Here is a 15,679-nt window from a genome sequence, read left to right as displayed (position 1 = left end):
GATAAAAAATGCGACTGTTGTTCACCCCGCCTCCTCACCCCGCGCCCTGCTCGGCGCCGAACTGCGCGTCGCGCGCGAGCGTGCGGGCATGAGCCAGGCCGAGCTCGGCGAACCGCTCTTCGTGAGCGGCTCGTTCATCGGCCAGCTCGAATCGGGCACCCGCCGGATGCACCTCGAATTCGCCCGCCAAATAGACGAAATCCTCGACACGAACGGCTTCTTCGCCCGCAACTGCACCGCAGCGGCCAAGTCCAAATACCCGGACCACTTCGCCGAGGCGGCTGAGCCGAAGCCATGGCAAAGACGATCCGCGACTACGCGCCGCAGCTCATCCCCGGCCTGCTCCAGACCGAGGCCTACGCACGCGCGGTATGTCGCGCCTACCAGCCGACCGCAACGGAGCAGGTGATCGACGAGCTGGTCGAAGGCCGTCTGGCTCGCGCCTCGCTCCTCGTTGATCCAACTACACCACTGTTGTGGTGCGTGTTTGACGAGGCGGTCATGCGCCGCGAAGTCGGCAGTCGGGAGGTGATGGCCGACGCTCTGCGGCACATCATCGCCCTGGTCCGATCCCACCGGATCATCGTCCAGGTGATTCCGTTCAGCGCTGGCGCGCATGCGGGGATGATGGGGCTGCTCAAGCTGATGTCGTTCGACGACGCCCCGCAGCTTTCCTATGCCGAAGGCAACGGAACCGGGCGGCTGTTCGACGATCCGGCCACGGTCGCCCGCCACGTGCTGAACTACGATCTGCTCACGGCCAGTGCGCTCTCACCTCGGGAATCACTGACCATGATCGAGTCCGCGGCGAAGGATTACGAGCATTCCTGAATACGACCTGTCGGCGGCCACCTGGCACAAGTCGAGCCACAGCGGCGGAAGTGGCGGCGACTGCCTGGAGATGGCCACCTGGCGGAAGTCCACCCACAGCGGCGGTGACGGCGGCAACTGCGTCGAGGTCTGCGACGCTCACCTCGGCCTCGTCCCCGTCCGGGACTCGAAGGTCCCGGACGGCCCGCACCTCACCTTCCGCGGGCCCGCCTGGAAGGCGTTCCTCACCAGTCTCTGACCCGCTTCAGGGCCACGTACGACGGCAGTTCACCCGACGGGTCCAGGTTCACGAACGTATAGCCCTCGACACCCGTCGGGTTGGATCTCGAGCCGCGGCCCCTGCGGGACGTCCCGCAGGGGCGGCGGCGGCCTGCGCGAGCCGGGATGTGCGGTCGTCCGTGATCCCCCTGGCGGCGAGCCGACCGGCCGCGCCGACAGGGGGCGGGGCATCGGGTCCCGGATCAGAGGCCGTTGGTGAACAGCAGCTTGTCGGGGCCGTTGTCGCTGAGGTTCTGGATGACGTCCTCGGTGGCCTCGTTCTTCAGGAAGTTCGCGACCTCGACCGGGCGGGCGGTGGGGTGCGCGGCCTTGTAGAGGGCGGCCACGCCGGTGACGTGCGGGGCGGCCATGGAGGTGCCGTTCAGCGACACCGTGCCGCCGCCGATCCTCGCGGAGATGATGTCCTGGCCGGGGGCGTAGAGGTCGAGGAGCTCGCCCCAGTTGGAGAAGTCCGTCTCCTGGTCGAAGCGGTTGGTCGCGCCGACGGTCACCGCGTTGGGCGTGGAGGCGGGCGAGACGAAGCGGGCGTCCCGGTTGTCGTTGCCGGCTGCGACGACCGGCAGCACACCCCGGTCGAACAGCGCGGCGGTGGCGTTGTTGACCGGATCGAAGCGGTCCCCGCCCAGCGAGGCGTTCAGGACGGCGGGCTGCCGGGCGTTCGCGGCCACCCAGTCCAGGCCCGCGATGATCCCCGACCAGGAGCCCCGGTTGTCGCAGCCGAGGACACGGACGCTGACGAGGGTCACCTTGTGCGCCACACCGACGTTCGTGCCGCCGACCGTGCCCGCCACGTGCGTGCCGTGGCCGTGGCAGTCCTGGCCGTTGCGGCCGTCCCCGATGGCGTCGAAGCCGAAGAGCGCCCGGCCGCCGAACTCGGGGTGGCGGTAGTCGATCCCGCTGTCGAGGATGAACGCGACCACGCCCTGTCCGTTGGTGTTGGGGCTGAACTCGTTGTCCAGCGGCAGGAATCTCTGGTCGATCCGGTCCAGCCCCCAGGAGTTCGACGGCGCCTTGGTCGTGATCCCGCTCGGCGGCGCCGGAGGGCCGGTCACCTGCCCGTCCTGGGCCACGGACACCACCCCGCGGGTGTGCCGGACCGTCTTCAGCTGCTTTTCGGTGAGGGGCGCGGCGAAGCCGTTCATCGCCGTCTCGTAGGTGAACTTCGCCCTCACGCCGACGGACTCCGCGACCTTCGCGGGATCGACGGACTTGGCGAGCGTGACGATGTAGCTGCCTGCGATGGCGTTCGTGGAGGTGATCAGCGGCGCCGGGGTCGGCTCCGGGCCGGCGGCGGCGGTGGCCGTACCGGCCGCCACCGGGGTGACGGCGAGGAGGGCTGCGGTGGCGAGGCGGGCGAGCATGCGCATGAAAAGGGGCTCCCTTGCGGGGGGTGGAGGGGAGGAGGAGAGGTACGGGTGGGCCGCGCCGGCGACGTCGAACGCCTCCGCGGGAGCGGCCCCTCCTTGCATCGGGCGGCTGCTCGGCGCGGCTTGAACCGCTGCCCCCCGGCCGGCCGATCGGCCCGCGGAACCGTCGGCTCGGCGTCGCGACGGGCTGCAGAAAGGGTTAACCGCCTCTGCCGCCGGGCCTGCCTCGCGCGGCCGTACGTCCGACGGCCGCCGCTGCAGGATCACCCGTATGGGCCGCCACCACTCCAGGGGGCGCACGGCGGGTGCGCCGCCCGTGCCCCCGCCACACCCCGGGACGTCTTTGACCCGCCGCGCGGCGGGTGGTGCCCTCCCCCCATGCGCATCCTCCTGAGCCGGGCGGGCCGAACCCCGCCCCTGGTCGCGGCCGCCGCCGCGCTGGCCGCCGTCACCGCCCTGCCCGCGGCCTCGGCCGCCCTCGCCGCCCCCGTGACCGCCCCCGTCACCGCTCCCGTGCGCGTGGCCCGTACGGCCGCGGGCGACGAAGCCCGGTACATCGTCACCGTGCACGAGGACGTCGATCCGAGGGCGGTCGCCCGGATGGTCGGGGCCTCCCCGGACTACGTCTTCCGGACCGCCCTGCACGGCTTCTCCGCCCGGCTGGCCCCCGGCCAGGTCATGGCCCTGCGCGTCCTTCCCGGTGTGGAGTCCGTCCAGGAGGACGGCGGCGTGTCCTCGTTCGACACCGTCGGCTGACCGGAACACCGGCCGGCGCCCAGGACCCTGCTCCCGGGCACCCCGCTCCCCGGCACGCTTCCCGTCCCCACCCGGCGCTTAGGGTTGTGTGGATCAACTCATCGGTTGATCAGGGCGGGGGTCGGGGGGAGACCGATGAACAGCGCGACCGAAGTGTTCCAGCCGCTGCGGGCCGACGACCCGCGGACCGTGGGCGGCTACCGCCTCGCCGCCCGGCTCGGGTCAGGAGGCATGGGCCGGGTCTACCTGTCGCACACCCAGGGCGGCCGGCCCGTCGCCATCAAGGTGGTGCATCCCGACCTGGCCGACGACCCGACCTTCCGGCGGCGCTTCCGCCGCGAGGTGGAGGCCGCGCGGCGGGTCCGCGGGGCGTACACGGCCGAGCTGATCGACGCCGACGCGGAGGCGACACCGCCATGGCTGGCCACCGTGTACGTGCCCGGCCCCTCGCTGTCGGAGGCCATCGCCCGGCGCGGGCCGCTGCCGGAGGCCGCGGTGGTCTGGCTGATGGCGGGCGTGGCCGAGGCCCTCGTGGCCGTACACGGTGCGGGCATCGTGCACCGGGACCTGAAGCCGTCGAACGTACTGCTCGCCGCCGACGGGCCCCGGGTCATCGACTTCGGCATCTCCCAGGCCTCCGGCCTGACGGCAACCGCCACGGGCCACACCATCGGCACACCCCAGTACATGGCACCCGAGCAGGGGCTGGCCGGCGAGACCACGCCGGCCACCGACGTCTTCGCGCTGGGCCAGACGGCGGCGTTCGCGGCCCTGGGCAAGCCGCTGTACGGGGACGGCCCCTCCATGACCGTGCTGTTCCGGATCGTGCACTCCAAGCCCGACCTGACCCTGCTGCCGGAGCCGCTGCGCCCGCTGTTCGCGCTGTGCCTGGCCACCGCCCCGGAGGAACGCGCCACCCCGGCGGAGATCCTGGCGTGGTGCCGCGCGTATCTGGGCGAGGAGGCCGCCGCGGGCGCCGGACCGGCCGTCTGGCGGGAGGTCGCCGGCCTGGACGAGGAGATACCGGCGCCGGTCGGAAAGCCGCGGCCACGGCCGCAGTCCGCCTCCCGGGGCACGGCGTCGGAGGACGCCGCAGGGGACTTCCCGGAGGACTCCCCGGGCACGGCGTCGGGGGACTCCGCGGGGGACGCCGCTGCGCGGGGCGGTGCGCACGCGACATCCGTCCCGGCGGGAGCCGCCGCTCCGGCCACGTCGACCGCGTCGGCGACGGCGGCGCGCAACAGGCGGCGGCGGACCGCGCGGGTCGCCACCGTGGCGGCGGTGACGGGCGCGCTCACGCTGGGCGGACTGGGCTGGAAGCTGATGGACGTCACGGACCGGGCGGCCGAACGCGAGGCGGCGGCGGCCAAGGCGTCCGCCCCGGCCCCCGCGGCGCCCGGCTCCGCCCCGACCCCCACCCCGACGCCGAGTGCGTCCCAGCCGCCCAAGCCCCTGCCCTATCCCGGGCTGAAGCTGAACGAAGAGAACTCCATCAGCTTCGAGGAACCCGTCCAGCACGAGGACGGTGACCGGACGGGCGACATCCGTATGAAGTGCGGGATGGCCAGCGGCTGCAAGATGGAGAGTGACGCGAGCGTGTTCTCGATGCCGCGGAAGGCGGGCACCGGGAACCTCGAAACGTGCCGCGAAGAGCTGAGGTACGCCCGTCAGAACAGTCTGACGCTGCACGTCCTGGCGGCCGGCAGCGAGGTCTGCGTGCAGCACCCGTCCGGGGACATCGCGCTGTTCGTCATCGGGATCAAGTCGGCGCCGGGCCTGTCGAAGGACCCCAGCTGGCTCATGGCCGACATGACGATCTGGCGCGCGGCCTCCTGACGCACGGCGTCCTGACCACGGCGTCCTGACGCACGACCCCCTGACGCACGGCCCCCTGACGCGCGGCGTCCTGGCGCGCGGCCTCCTGACCACGGCGTCCTGGCGCGTGGCCTCCTGACGCGCAGGCGTCACGCCGCCCCGTGCGGCGCGTCCGTGTCCAGGGGGGTCACCACGAGGACACCCCCTGGCCGCGGGCCGCCTCGACGAAGGCGCGGATCAGCTCCGGCGACTTCACCCCGCGCTCGCGCTCCACACCGCTGGACACATCCACGCCCCACGCCGCAGTGGCCGCGAGCGCCTCTCGCACATTGCCCGGGTTCAGCCCGCCGGCCAGCAGCCACCGTCCCTCGGGCGCGGTGAAGTCCGCCGCCCCCCAGTTCCACGGCTTGCCGGAGCCCGGGTCGGGAGCGTCGAGCAGCAGCAGGTCCTCGCCGTACTCACCGCAGCGCCGCACGCGCCCGGCGGTGGCCCGCAGCAGGGTGCGGCCCTCGGCGCGCAGCGCCGCGAAGTCCTCGGGGCCCTCCTCGCCGTGCAGCTGCACGCCCCGCACCCCGCTCTCCTCGGCGAACCGGCGCACCTCCTCGACGGACTGCCCGCGGAACACCCCGACGGTCAGCACCGTGTCTTGTACCCGCGCGGCCAGCTCGCGCGCGGTGGCCGCGTCGACCGTGCGGGGGCTGCCGGGCGCGAACACGAACCCGACGGCATCGGCCCCGGCCGCCACCGCGGCGTCGACGTCCGGCGCGGTCCTGAGCCCGCAGATCTTGACGAAGAGGTCAGCCATGCGCCCAGCCTATGCGGCCGCGCCCGCGCTCCGGGCGTCAGCGGCCGACCTGTACGGGCCCCAGCACCGCCCCGCCGATGGCCGCGGCGAGATGCGCCGCACCGGCCTCGTCGGCGGACCGGAAGTGCACGTACACCGTGTGCCGGCCGTCGGGGTGCCCCCCGTTGACGTCCAGCTCCACGCGCTGGTCGGTCGGGTCGGACGAGTGGGACGGTATCTCGGGGACCCAGGGCCAGGCCCCGTACCAGAGCAACGTGGCCGCACCCACGCCCACCGCCCGCAGGAGCGCCCCCTCGACCGGGCCCGGAGCCGCGTACGAGTCCACGGTCAGCGGCAGCACGGCGGCCAGCTCCCGGTCGCCGCCGGGCAGGGCGGCCCCCAGGTACCAGACGTCCGCCTCCCAGTCGTACGACGGCTCGAACAGGCCCGTCGGCATGAGCGCCCCCAGCGACCGGGCCTCCGTGACGGTGGTCGCCTGCGCGCACAGCCACATCTCCGGTTCGAGCGGCCGCATCCGCGCGCAGAGCACCCGGGCCCGCCGGTACGCCTCGTCGAGGTCGTCCGTCCGGTAGACGGGGTACGCCCGCGAACTCCCCACGTCAGCCCTGCTCCGGCGCGCCCGGCACGGCCCCGCCGATCGCGGCGGCGAGCCGCTCGGCCCGGCCGGGGTCGCCGTGCTTGGTCGCGTGCACGTGGAGCGTGTGGACCCCGGCGACCTGCTCGGACCAGTCGCAGCGGTCGCTGTTGAGGACGAGCTGCACACCGTCGTATGCGGGCGAGGAGTACGAGCCCGGCTCGGGCTCGTCGGGCCGGCACCCCTCCCACCGCACCGAGGCCGGCCCCGCGCCCACGGCCGCGACCGTCCGCAGCTCGGCCCCCACGTACACCTGCGCGTAGCGCGTGGCCGGCAGCGCGCAGAGATGTCGCGCCTTCTCGTACGCCTCGGCGGGATCGGCGGTGCGCAGCACGGGACAAGCGACGGAGTTCCCCATGGCCGTACGGTCACACGCCCCCACCCACCCCGGCCAGCGGTTTTCACCACCCGATCGAGGGGACCGCTCCCGGGACCGGGTGGGGCCCGCACCGCGACACTAGCCTTGAACGGCACGGGCTCAGCGCTGCACGCCATCCGGAGGAATACGGTGACGATCATGATCGAGCGGGCCACACCCATAGATGCCTTGTCGGCGCCACCGACCTTCGAGGACCTCCTGCGCACGGTCGCGGAGATGGACACGCCAGACGGCTTCAAGGCCGAGCTCATCCGGGGGAAGATCGTCGTGTCACCGTTTTCCAGGCTCCGCTACTACCACCCCATGCGTGCGCTGCGGGAACAGCTGCAGGCCCGAGGGCCCAAGGGCCACTACGCGGACGTCGCGCCCTTCCTTTTCCGGTTCGCGGAGGCGGAGCGCGCCTTCTGCCCCGACCTCTTCGTCGCGGACGGGTCCGCCTTCGAGGAGGACGGCCGTCACGCGGACGCAACGGCACTGTCCCTGGTCGCGGAGTTCACGTCCGTCTCCACCCGGGACGCCGACTGGAACGAGAAGCTCGACGTCTACGGACGCCTCGTCCCGGTCTACCTGGTCGTCGACATGCAGGACGCGGAGATCACCTGCTTCCACGACCCGTCGCCCCACGGCTACCGCGCCCGCACGACGGTGTCCTTCGGTGAGGTCCTGCGGATCCCCGCGCCGTTCGACTTCGCGCTCGACACCGCGTTCTGACCGTTTTCGTTGCGCTTCCGGTCCCGGGAACGCCCGAGGGCGGCACCCCCGTCGGGGTGCCGCCCTCGTTCGAGAACAGCCGATCAGCCAGGGGCCGATCAGAAGTCCATGTCACCGCCCGGCATGCCGCCCGGAGCGGCCGCGGCCTTCTCCGGCTTGTCGGCGATGACGGCCTCGGTGGTCAGGAACAGCGCGGCGATCGACGCGGCGTTCTGCAGCGCGGAGCGCGTGACCTTCGCCGGGTCGATGATGCCCTCGGCGATCATGTCGACGTACTCGCCGGACGCGGCGTTCAGGCCGTGGCCGATCGGGAGGTTGCGCACCTTCTCGACGACGACGCCACCCTCGAGACCACCGTTGACGGCGATCTGCTTCAGCGGGGCCTCCAGCGCGAGCTTCACGGCGTTGGCGCCGGTCGCCTCGTCACCGTCGAGCTCCAGCTTCTCGAAGACCGCGGAGGCCTGCAGCAGGGCCACGCCACCACCGGCGACGATGCCCTCCTCGACGGCCGCCTTCGCGTTGCGGACGGCGTCCTCGATGCGGTGCTTGCGCTCCTTGAGCTCGACCTCGGTCGCGGCACCGGCCTTGATGACGGCCACGCCGCCGGCCAGCTTCGCGAGGCGCTCCTGGAGCTTCTCGCGGTCGTAGTCCGAGTCGGAGTTCTCGATCTCGGCGCGGATCTGGTTCACGCGACCGGCGACCTGGTCGCTGTCACCGGCACCGTCGACGATGGTGGTCTCGTCCTTGGTGATGACGACCTTGCGGGCGCGGCCGAGCAGGTCGAGACCGGCGTTCTCCAGCTTGAGGCCGACCTCCTCGGAGATGACCGTGCCACCGGTGAGGATGGCGATGTCACCGAGCATGGCCTTGCGGCGGTCGCCGAAGCCCGGGGCCTTGACGGCGACGGACTTGAAGGTGCCGCGGATCTTGTTGACGACCAGGGTCGACAGGGCCTCGCCCTCGACGTCCTCGGCGATGATCAGCAGCGGCTTGCCGGACTGCATGACCTTCTCCAGGAGCGGCAGCAGGTCCTTGACCGAGCCGATCTTGGAGTTGACGATCAGGATGTACGGGTCGTCGAGGGACGACTCCATGCGCTCCATGTCGGTGGCGAAGTACGCCGAGATGTAGCCCTTGTCGAAGCGCATACCCTCGGTGAGCTCCAGCTCCAGACCGAAGGTCTGGGACTCCTCGACGGTGATGACGCCTTCCTTGCCGACCTTGTCCATGGCCTCGGCGATGAGCTCGCCGATCTGGGTGTCGGCGGCGGAGATGGAGGCCGTGGAAGCGATCTGCTCCTTGGTCTCGACATCCTTGGCCTGGGCGAGCAGGGCGGCGGAGACGGCCTCGACGGCCTTCTCGATACCACGCTTGAGGGCCATCGGGTTGGCACCGGCGGCCACGTTGCGCAGGCCCTCGCGGACGAGCGCCTGAGCCAGGACGGTGGCGGTGGTCGTACCGTCGCCGGCGACGTCGTCCGTCTTCTTGGCGACTTCCTTGACCAGCTCGGCGCCGATCTTCTCGTACGGGTCCTCGAGCTCGATCTCCTTGGCGATGGAGACACCATCGTTGGTGATCGTGGGGGCGCCCCACTTCTTCTCAAGGACGACGTTGCGACCCTTGGGGCCAAGGGTGACCTTGACGGCGTCGGCGAGCTGGTTCATCCCGCGCTCGAGGCCGCGGCGGGCCTCCTCGTCGAACGCAATGATCTTGGCCATCTGAAGTGGTCCTCCCGGACAGCGGTGGATTGCTCCCAGGACCGCGCCCGCGCCCGCGACGGACGGCCTGCGTGCCCGGCGGTTCCTTCCCACCGGACCCTGCGGGCCTCACCGACCCGGTCCTCGTTCAGTAGCACTCTCACTCGTAGAGTGCTAACGCCAATGATTAGCACTCGACCCCCGAGAGTGCAAGCGGCTTCGAAGAAGCCCCGGTGAGGGGTGGCGGTCGGGTGACGGGTGGGCGCAAGCGGCTTCGAAGAAGCCCCGGTGAGGGGTGGCGGTCGGGTGACGGGTGGGCGCAAGCGGCTCCGGCAAGGAACGCGGGCGCGCGCGCCGCACACGCGAGGGGCCCACATCCCGTGTCCGGGATGTGGGCCCCTCGTGGGTCTTCCGGGTCTTCGACGGAAGACCGAGCGTCGGTGGTCGATGCTCCGGGACTAGCCGAGCGCGAGCTTGACCATGTCCGCCTGCGGACCCTTCTGGCCCTGCGAGATCTCGAACTCGACCCGCTGACCCTCTTCAAGGGTGCGGTACCCGTCCATCTGGATGGCGCTGTAGTGGACGAACACATCCGCACCACCGTCGACCGCGATGAAGCCGTAGCCCTTCTCCGCGTTGAACCACTTGACGGTGCCCTGAGCCATGCCTAACTCCCCTATTACTGGCCCTTGCGCGGGAACGCACTTCGCGTTACCGGGTCAGAACTTGCGTCGGAACGCTTCGACCGAGGCTGAATGTATCTGCGCGAGTGCTGTCTGCAACAGGTCAATCCGACGAGAAATCTGGACACCGAGAAACATTGAAATAGAGTGAAAATTTGGAATATTCCAGGGCAAGTCGGGCCAGACATATCTCGCCAAAGCCCCATACCGCACCCGCACATTGGCCCGATGTCGACCCTCACGCGACCCGCTCATATGCGGCGGGCAAGTCCAGCGGAGGGGACTTCCCCAACTGTACCGTGCCCAATCAAGCAGAATTACCCCCTCCGCTTTTAGCGGAGGGGGTAATTTCGTTTACCGGGTGGGTCAGCAGCCGCCCGCGACGGCCGGAATGATCGAGACACCGGCGCCGTCCGGCGTGACCGCCGCGAGTCCGCCCTCGAAGCGCACGTCGTCGTCGTTGACGTAGACGTTCACGAAGCGGCGGAGCTTGCCCTGGTCGTCCAGGACGCGCGCGGCGATGCCCGGGTGGTTCTTCTCCAGGGACTCGATGACCTCGGCGAGGGTCGCGCCCTCGGCCGGGACCTCGGCCTGACCGCCGGTGTAGGTGCGCAGGATGGTGGGGATGCGGACGTTGACGCTCATGGCGCTACTGCCTTTCCGGAGTTGCGTGGAGGGTGGTCAGGCCAGGCCGGCGGCGCGGAACGCGTCCAGGCTGGGGCGGATGGTGGCGGTCTGCCCGCTGTCCGCGGCCACCGCCTCCAGGGTCTTGAGGCCGTCACCGGTGTTGAGGACGACGGTGGTCAGCGCCGGGTCGAGCTGCCCGTTCTCGATGAGCTTCTTCGTCACGCCGACGGTCACGCCGCCCGCGGTCTCGGCGAAGATGCCCTCGGTCTGCGCGAGGATCTTGATCGCCTCGACGACCTGCTCGTCGGTCACGTCCTCGACGAAGCCGCCGGTGCGGCGCGCGATGTCCAGGACGTACGGGCCGTCCGCCGGGTTGCCGATCGCGAGGGACTTGGCGATGGTGTTCGGCTTCTGCGGGCGGACCACGTCGTGACCGGCCTTGAAGGCGGTCGACACCGGGGAGCAGCCCTCGGCCTGGGCGCCGAAGATCTTGTACGGCTTGTCCTCGACGAGGCCGAGCCTGATCAGCTCCTGCAGGCCCTTGTCGATCTTCGTGAGCTGGGAGCCGGACGCGATCGGGATGACGATCTGGTCGGGCAGCTGCCAGCCGAGCTGCTCGCAGATCTCGTAGGCCAGCGTCTTGGAGCCCTCGCCGTAGTACGGGCGGAGGTTGACGTTGACGAAGCCCCAGCCCTCGCCCAGCGGGTCCCCGATGAGCTCGGAGCAGAAGCGGTTGACGTCGTCGTAGTTGCCCTCGATGCCGACCAGGTCACCGCCGTACACACCGGCCATGACCACCTTGCCCTGCTCCAGGTCGTGCGGGATGAACACGCAGGAGCGGAAGCCGGCCCGGGCGGCCGCGGCGCCGACGGCGCCGGCCAGGTTGCCGGTGGAGGAGCAGGACAGGGTGGTGAAGCCGAAGGCGCGGGCGGCCTCGACGGCGATGGCCACGACGCGGTCCTTGAAGGAGTGCGTCGGGTTGCCCGAGTCGTCCTTGACGTACAGCTTGCCGGTGACGCCCAGCTCCTTGGCCAGGTTGGCGGCGTCGACGAGCTTGGTGAAGCCGGGGTTCAGGCTCGGCTTGGCGGCCACGTCGGCGGGGACGGGCAGCAGCGGCGCGTAGCGCCAGATGTTGTTCGGACCGGCCTCGATCGCGGCGCGCAGGGCCTCGGGGTCGCCGGTCGGCAGCTCGTAGGCGACTTCCAGAGGTCCGAAGCACTCAGCGCACGCGAAGATGGGACCGAGCTCGAAGCGGGTACCGCACTCGCGACAGGAAAGGCCCGTGGCAGGTCCGAGATCGACAGAGGTGGCGACAGTCTGTGCAGCCATGATGGCGAGGCCCTTTCTCCTCATCTTCCCCATGGCGCATTTCGCCATGAGACGGAATTGGCACCTTCCCTAGCCGGGGACCTCGTCGACGAGCGCTGCTGCGCGATCGCGAGAACCGACTGGAGGGTTGCCGGGGCTTCAACGGGCCGTGTCCCTCTGCCCCTCTGGATGAGCGGTATGGCACCGGCACACGCGCTCTGTGGCGCGCCGGTGCGTTTGTACGCGGGGGACCCCGGCATGCGGTGGTCCTTCGCGTTGTTCAAGACTGTAACCGAAGGGACGGGCGGTTGAGACAGCCGTCCGAACCGCGAGATGGATCACAAAGACGGCCATATCGCCGACGAGCAGGGAGTGCAGAGGGTGCTGGAAGAGGTGGAGCGCTGGCTGGCCGACCGCTCCTGGTCCGCCGCCGACCGACCGCTCGACCAGCTGCTCGACCTCAAACGGGCGGCCGGGACCACGGTCAGCGTGGTGCTGCCCGCGCTGGACGAGGAGGCGACGGTCGGCGCGATCGTCGAGGTCGTCCGGCGTGAGCTGATCGAGGGACGGCCGGTCCCTCTCGTGGACGAGCTGGTCGTGATCGACTCGGGCTCGGCCGACCGGACCGCCGAGGTCGCCGCGAAGGCCGGCGCCCGCGTGGTGCACCGCGACGAGATCCTGCCGAGGATCCCGGCACTGCCCGGCAAGGGCGAGGTGCTGTGGCGCTCGCTGCTGGCCACCACCGGCGACATCGTCTGCTTCGTCGACGCGGACCTGCGGGACTTCTCGGCCTCCTTCGTCTCCGGGATCGTGGGGCCGCTGCTCACCGACCCCGGCGTGCAGTTCGTCAAGGCGATGTACGACCGCCCCCTGGGCACGGAATTCGACGGACTCGCCTCCGGCAAGACCCCCGGCCAGGGCGGACGGGTCACCGAGCTGGTCGCCCGCCCGCTGCTGAACCTGCACTGGCCGCAGCTGGCCGGCTTCGTCCAGCCGCTGGGCGGCGAGTACGCCGTACGACGCTCCCTGCTGGAGCGGCTGCCGTTCCCCGTCGGCTACGGCGTCGAGCTGGGCCTGCTGGTCGACGCGCTGCACACGGTCGGACTGGACGCGCTGGCCCAGGTCGACGTGGGCGTGCGGATCCACCGCCATCAGGACGGACAGGCACTGGGCCGGATGGCCGCGGCGATCTACCGCACGGCCCAGGTACGGCTCTCGCGCGGGCACCTCGTACGGCCGGAGCTGACGCAGTTCGAGCGGGGCCCGGAGGGCTTCGTGCCGCGCACGTACCCGGTGGACACCGAGGAGCGGCCGCCGATGCTGGGCGTGAAGGAGTACGGCCGGCGCCACGTCGCGTGAGGTGTCCATACGTTTGAGCGAGCGCGGCCCGGGCTAGGTTCCGCGCATGGCTTCTCAGGTACTCGTCGCGGCGAACCGCGGCCCGCTCTCCTACGCCCTCTCCGACGAGGGAACGCTCAGCGCCCGGCGCGGCGGGGGCGGTCTCGTCTCCGGACTCTCGGCGGCGCTCGCGGAGCAGCCGGGGGCGCTGTGGGTCTGCGCGGCGCTGTCGGACGCGGACCGGGAGGCGGTCCGCCGGGACGTCTCCGAGCCGGGTGTCCGGATGTTGGACATCGATCCCACGATGTACGACGCCGCGTACAACGGCATCGCGAACTCGGTGCTGTGGTTCACCCACCACCACCTGTACGACGTGCCGCGGGAGCCGGTCTTCGACGCGGAGTTCCGGCGCCGGTGGGGCAGTTATGCCGCGTACAACGAGGCCTTTGCCCGCGCCCTGGCCGAGGAGGCCGCGGAGGGGGCCCGCGTGCTGGTGCAGGACTACCATCTGGCCCTGGTCCCGGGGCAGTTGCGGGAGCTGCGGCCGGACCTGCGGATCGCGCACTTCACGCACACGCCGTGGGCGTCGCGGGAGTTCCTGGACATGCTCCCGGCCGACGTCCGGGAGCAGTTGGTGCGGGGAATGCTCGGGGCGGACGTGGTGGGCTTCCACACCCGGGCCTGGGCAGACGCCTTCCTGGGCGCCGCGCACCCGGACGACGAACGGCGCGTGGCCGTGTATCCGCTGGGCGTGGACGCGGACGAACTGCGGGCGCTGGCGCGGCGGCCGGAGGTGGACGAGAAGCTGGCGCAGCTGCGGGCGGAGGTCGCGGGCCGCAGGACGATCGCCCGGGTGGACCGGACGGAGCTGTCGAAGAACATCCTGCGGGGCCTGCTGGCCTACCGGGAGCTGCTGACGGTCCGCCCCGAGTGGCGCGGCCACGTGGTGCACCTGGCCTCGGCGTACCCCTCGCGGCAGGACCTGAAGGTGTACCGGGACTACACGGCGGCCGTCTCGGAGCTGGCCGCGCAGATCAACGCGGAGTTCGGCACGGAGGACTGGCAGCCGGTGCTGGTGTCGGTGAAGGACGACTTCACGCGGTCGCTGGCGGTCTACCGGATGGCGGACGTGGCGCTGATCAACCCGGTGCGGGACGGGATGAACCTGGTGGCCAAGGAGATCCCGGTGGTGTCGGAGGCGGGCTGCGCGGTGGTGCTGTCCACGGGGGCGGGGGCGTACGAGGAGCTCCGCCGGGACGCGCTGACGGTGAATCCGTACGACGTGTCGGCGACGGCGGAGGCGTTGCACGCGGCGCTGTCCATGCCGGACGCCGAGCGTGCGGACCGCACCAAGCGCCTGGCGGCGGCTGCCACGGCCCTCCCGCCGGCGGCCTGGTTCGAGGCCCAGCTCGCCGCTCTGGCCTGATCCCCTGCCGGGGCTCCGCCCCGTTCTTTCAGCCCCGCCGGCAGGTGAGGCGCGGGGGTCCACGGGCAGCGCCCCCGGCAACGGCGCCGCTGCGGGGCTCCGCCCCGGACCCCGCTCCTCAAACGCCGGAGGGGCCGGCGTTTCCAAGGGCCCGGGCCAGCGCGGCCAGGAAGGCGGCGACCGCGCCCGGTCCGGGGAGGACCAGGTCGGCTCGGGCGGCGAGTTCGGGGACCTCCGCCGAGCCGCTGCACACCAGCAGCCCCGGCTGCCCGTCGGCCCTGCGCTTCTCGACGGCCGAGTACGCGGCGAGGTCGCCCAGGTCGTCCCCGGCGTAGAGCACCGTCTCCGCGTCCCGCTCCGCCAGGAATTCCGTCAGGGCCACGCCCTTGTCCATGCCCGGGGGCCGCAGCTCCAGCACGGCCCGCCCCGGCTCGACCATCAGCCCGTGCCGGGCGGCCAGGTCCGTCAGGGGTTCCCGCAGCGCCGCGAAGGCCGCCGCCGGGTCCTCGGCCCGCCGGGTGTGGACGGCGAGCGCGCGGCCCTTCTCCTCGATCCAGGTGCCGTGCCAGGCCCCGATCGAGTCCAGGAACCCGGGCAGCTCGGCCCGTACGGCCGCCACCCCGGGGTGCTCGGCGGGGGCGTGGACCATGCCGGTCACGGCGTCCCAGCGTTCGGCTCCGTAGTGGCCGAGGACGACGAGGTGTTCCAGTCCCGGGACCCCGGCGAAACCGCCGTAGCGGACGGCGACACCCGCCGGCCGTCCGGTGACGACGGCCACCGAGTCCACCTCGGGGGCGAGGGCCGAGAGCGCGGGAACGGCTTCGGGATGTGCCCGGGCCTGGTCCGGGTCCGGGACGATGTCGGCGAGGGTGCCGTCGAAGTCCAGGGCGACCACGGACCGGCGGGGTGCGCGGAGCAGGGCGTCGAGTCCCTCGCGTCCGGCTGCGGTGACGGGCATCGGCAGGTCGTGCGGATGGCTCCCCATACGCACGACCCTAACGGCCCGGCGGGGCGACGGCTACG

At 71.6% G+C, this 15,679-nt stretch carries 15 protein-coding genes, 1 pseudogene and 1 riboswitch; of the genes and pseudogenes, 7 read left to right on the top strand and 9 right to left on the bottom strand.

The window, feature by feature from the left end:
• Positions 1-46: 46 nt before the first annotated feature.
• A pseudogene (locus ACIPXC_RS22520) lies at positions 47-831 on the top strand (Scr1 family TA system antitoxin-like transcriptional regulator).
• Positions 815-1,069, top strand: coding sequence for a DUF397 domain-containing protein (locus tag ACIPXC_RS22515; protein ID WP_401621181.1), 255 nt, complete (start codon positions 815-817; stop codon positions 1,067-1,069). Before ACIPXC_RS22520 ends, ACIPXC_RS22515 begins: the two are co-directional and overlap by 17 nt.
• A 223-nt stretch (positions 1,070-1,292) precedes the next feature.
• Here the strand turns inward: ACIPXC_RS22515 and ACIPXC_RS22510 are convergent, their stop codons facing one another.
• A complete protein-coding gene (locus tag ACIPXC_RS22510; protein ID WP_401621002.1) occupies positions 1,293-2,477 on the bottom strand; it encodes a S8 family peptidase in 1,185 nt (394 codons plus the stop codon).
• A gap of 378 nt (positions 2,478-2,855) precedes the next feature.
• On the opposite strand from ACIPXC_RS22510, the gene ACIPXC_RS22505 reads away from it, so the two are divergent.
• Positions 2,856-3,233 (top strand): protease inhibitor I9 family protein, encoded by a 378-nt coding sequence (locus tag ACIPXC_RS22505; RefSeq protein ID WP_401620999.1) that lies wholly within the window; start codon positions 2,856-2,858, stop codon positions 3,231-3,233.
• A gap of 135 nt (positions 3,234-3,368) precedes the next feature.
• A complete protein-coding gene (locus tag ACIPXC_RS22500; RefSeq protein ID WP_401620997.1) occupies positions 3,369-5,069 on the top strand; it encodes a serine/threonine-protein kinase in 1,701 nt (566 codons plus the stop codon).
• A 166-nt stretch (positions 5,070-5,235) separates the two neighbouring features.
• Here ACIPXC_RS22500 and ACIPXC_RS22495 read toward each other — a convergent pair whose 3' ends face one another.
• The 3 genes from ACIPXC_RS22495 to ACIPXC_RS22485 are packed head-to-tail and all read right to left on the bottom strand — an operon-like array spanning position 5,236 to position 6,845.
• Positions 5,236-5,853 carry a phosphoribosylanthranilate isomerase gene (locus tag ACIPXC_RS22495; protein ID WP_401620994.1) on the bottom strand — a complete coding sequence of 206 codons (618 nt, stop codon included), beginning with the start codon at positions 5,851-5,853 and terminating at the stop codon, positions 5,236-5,238.
• Positions 5,854-5,890: 37 nt separating this feature from the next.
• Positions 5,891-6,451 carry a hypothetical protein gene (locus ACIPXC_RS22490; RefSeq protein ID WP_401620991.1) on the bottom strand — a complete coding sequence of 187 codons (561 nt, stop codon included), beginning with the start codon at positions 6,449-6,451 and terminating at the stop codon, positions 5,891-5,893.
• A gap of 1 nt (position 6,452) precedes the next feature.
• Positions 6,453-6,845 carry a hypothetical protein gene (locus tag ACIPXC_RS22485; protein ID WP_401620989.1) on the bottom strand — a complete coding sequence of 131 codons (393 nt, stop codon included), beginning with the start codon at positions 6,843-6,845 and terminating at the stop codon, positions 6,453-6,455.
• Between the two features lie 159 nt (positions 6,846-7,004).
• Here ACIPXC_RS22485 and ACIPXC_RS22480 point away from each other — a divergent pair, with 159 nt between their 5' ends.
• Positions 7,005-7,577: a Uma2 family endonuclease gene (locus ACIPXC_RS22480; RefSeq protein ID WP_401621178.1), complete on the top strand. Its 573-nt coding sequence runs from the start codon at positions 7,005-7,007 to the stop codon at positions 7,575-7,577.
• 98 nt (positions 7,578-7,675) lie between these two features.
• Here ACIPXC_RS22480 and groL read toward each other — a convergent pair whose 3' ends face one another.
• The 4 genes from groL to thrC all read right to left on the bottom strand — a co-directional run bounded on the left by groL (position 7,676) and on the right by thrC (position 11,937).
• On the bottom strand, positions 7,676-9,295 hold the full coding sequence (gene groL, locus ACIPXC_RS22475; protein WP_046778676.1) for a chaperonin GroEL: 1,620 nt from the start codon (positions 9,293-9,295) through the stop codon (positions 7,676-7,678).
• A gap of 437 nt (positions 9,296-9,732) precedes the next feature.
• Positions 9,733-9,939 carry a cold-shock protein gene (locus ACIPXC_RS22470; RefSeq protein ID WP_030009783.1) on the bottom strand — a complete coding sequence of 69 codons (207 nt, stop codon included), beginning with the start codon at positions 9,937-9,939 and terminating at the stop codon, positions 9,733-9,735.
• Between the two features lie 384 nt (positions 9,940-10,323).
• A complete protein-coding gene (locus ACIPXC_RS22465) occupies positions 10,324-10,602 on the bottom strand; it encodes a MoaD/ThiS family protein (RefSeq protein WP_030854668.1) in 279 nt (92 codons plus the stop codon).
• A 36-nt stretch (positions 10,603-10,638) separates the two neighbouring features.
• The gene (thrC, locus tag ACIPXC_RS22460) at positions 10,639-11,937 is read right to left on the bottom strand and encodes a threonine synthase (protein WP_183067933.1); all 1,299 of its coding nucleotides are present in this window, start codon (positions 11,935-11,937) and stop codon (positions 10,639-10,641) included.
• Positions 11,931-12,088: riboswitch (SAM riboswitch) on the bottom strand. Its footprint overlaps the gene before it by 7 nt.
• A 185-nt stretch (positions 12,089-12,273) precedes the next feature.
• On the opposite strand from thrC, the gene ACIPXC_RS22455 reads away from it, so the two are divergent.
• Positions 12,274-13,251: a glucosyl-3-phosphoglycerate synthase gene (locus tag ACIPXC_RS22455; protein ID WP_401621175.1), complete on the top strand. Its 978-nt coding sequence runs from the start codon at positions 12,274-12,276 to the stop codon at positions 13,249-13,251.
• 46 nt (positions 13,252-13,297) lie between these two features.
• On the top strand, positions 13,298-14,656 hold the full coding sequence (locus ACIPXC_RS22450; protein WP_401620984.1) for a trehalose-6-phosphate synthase: 1,359 nt from the start codon (positions 13,298-13,300) through the stop codon (positions 14,654-14,656).
• Positions 14,657-14,774: 118 nt separating this feature from the next.
• Here the strand turns inward: ACIPXC_RS22450 and otsB are convergent, their stop codons facing one another.
• The gene (gene otsB, locus ACIPXC_RS22445) at positions 14,775-15,641 is read right to left on the bottom strand and encodes a trehalose-phosphatase (RefSeq protein ID WP_401620981.1); all 867 of its coding nucleotides are present in this window, start codon (positions 15,639-15,641) and stop codon (positions 14,775-14,777) included.
• Positions 15,642-15,679 lie beyond the last annotated feature (38 nt).

Source organism: Streptomyces sp. NPDC090021 (assembly GCF_044748225.1).
In the GTDB taxonomy this organism is placed as follows: domain Bacteria; phylum Actinomycetota; class Actinomycetes; order Streptomycetales; family Streptomycetaceae; genus Streptomyces.
The sequence above is the reverse complement of the archived record's forward strand: the minus strand, read 5'-3'. Positions and strand labels throughout refer to the sequence as shown.

Excerpts from the sequence above, each read along its gene's own strand:
- ACIPXC_RS22510 (WP_401621002.1), bottom strand. The coding sequence starts at position 2,477 with ATGCGCATGCTCGCCCGCCTCGCCACCGCAGCCCTCCTCGCCGTCACC.
- ACIPXC_RS22505 (WP_401620999.1), top strand. The coding sequence starts at position 2,856 with ATGCGCATCCTCCTGAGCCGGGCGGGCCGAACCCCGCCCCTGGTCGCG.
- ACIPXC_RS22500 (WP_401620997.1), top strand. The coding sequence starts at position 3,369 with ATGAACAGCGCGACCGAAGTGTTCCAGCCGCTGCGGGCCGACGACCCG.
- ACIPXC_RS22495 (WP_401620994.1), bottom strand. The coding sequence starts at position 5,853 with ATGGCTGACCTCTTCGTCAAGATCTGCGGGCTCAGGACCGCGCCGGAC.
- ACIPXC_RS22485 (WP_401620989.1), bottom strand. The coding sequence starts at position 6,845 with ATGGGGAACTCCGTCGCTTGTCCCGTGCTGCGCACCGCCGATCCCGCC.
- ACIPXC_RS22480 (WP_401621178.1), top strand. The coding sequence starts at position 7,005 with ATGATCGAGCGGGCCACACCCATAGATGCCTTGTCGGCGCCACCGACC.
- groL (WP_046778676.1), bottom strand. The coding sequence starts at position 9,295 with ATGGCCAAGATCATTGCGTTCGACGAGGAGGCCCGCCGCGGCCTCGAG.
- ACIPXC_RS22470 (WP_030009783.1), bottom strand. The coding sequence starts at position 9,939 with ATGGCTCAGGGCACCGTCAAGTGGTTCAACGCGGAGAAGGGCTACGGC.
- ACIPXC_RS22465 (WP_030854668.1), bottom strand. The coding sequence starts at position 10,602 with ATGAGCGTCAACGTCCGCATCCCCACCATCCTGCGCACCTACACCGGC.
- thrC (WP_183067933.1), bottom strand. The coding sequence starts at position 11,937 with ATGAGGAGAAAGGGCCTCGCCATCATGGCTGCACAGACTGTCGCCACC.
- ACIPXC_RS22450 (WP_401620984.1), top strand. The coding sequence starts at position 13,298 with ATGGCTTCTCAGGTACTCGTCGCGGCGAACCGCGGCCCGCTCTCCTAC.
- otsB (WP_401620981.1), bottom strand. The coding sequence starts at position 15,641 with ATGGGGAGCCATCCGCACGACCTGCCGATGCCCGTCACCGCAGCCGGA.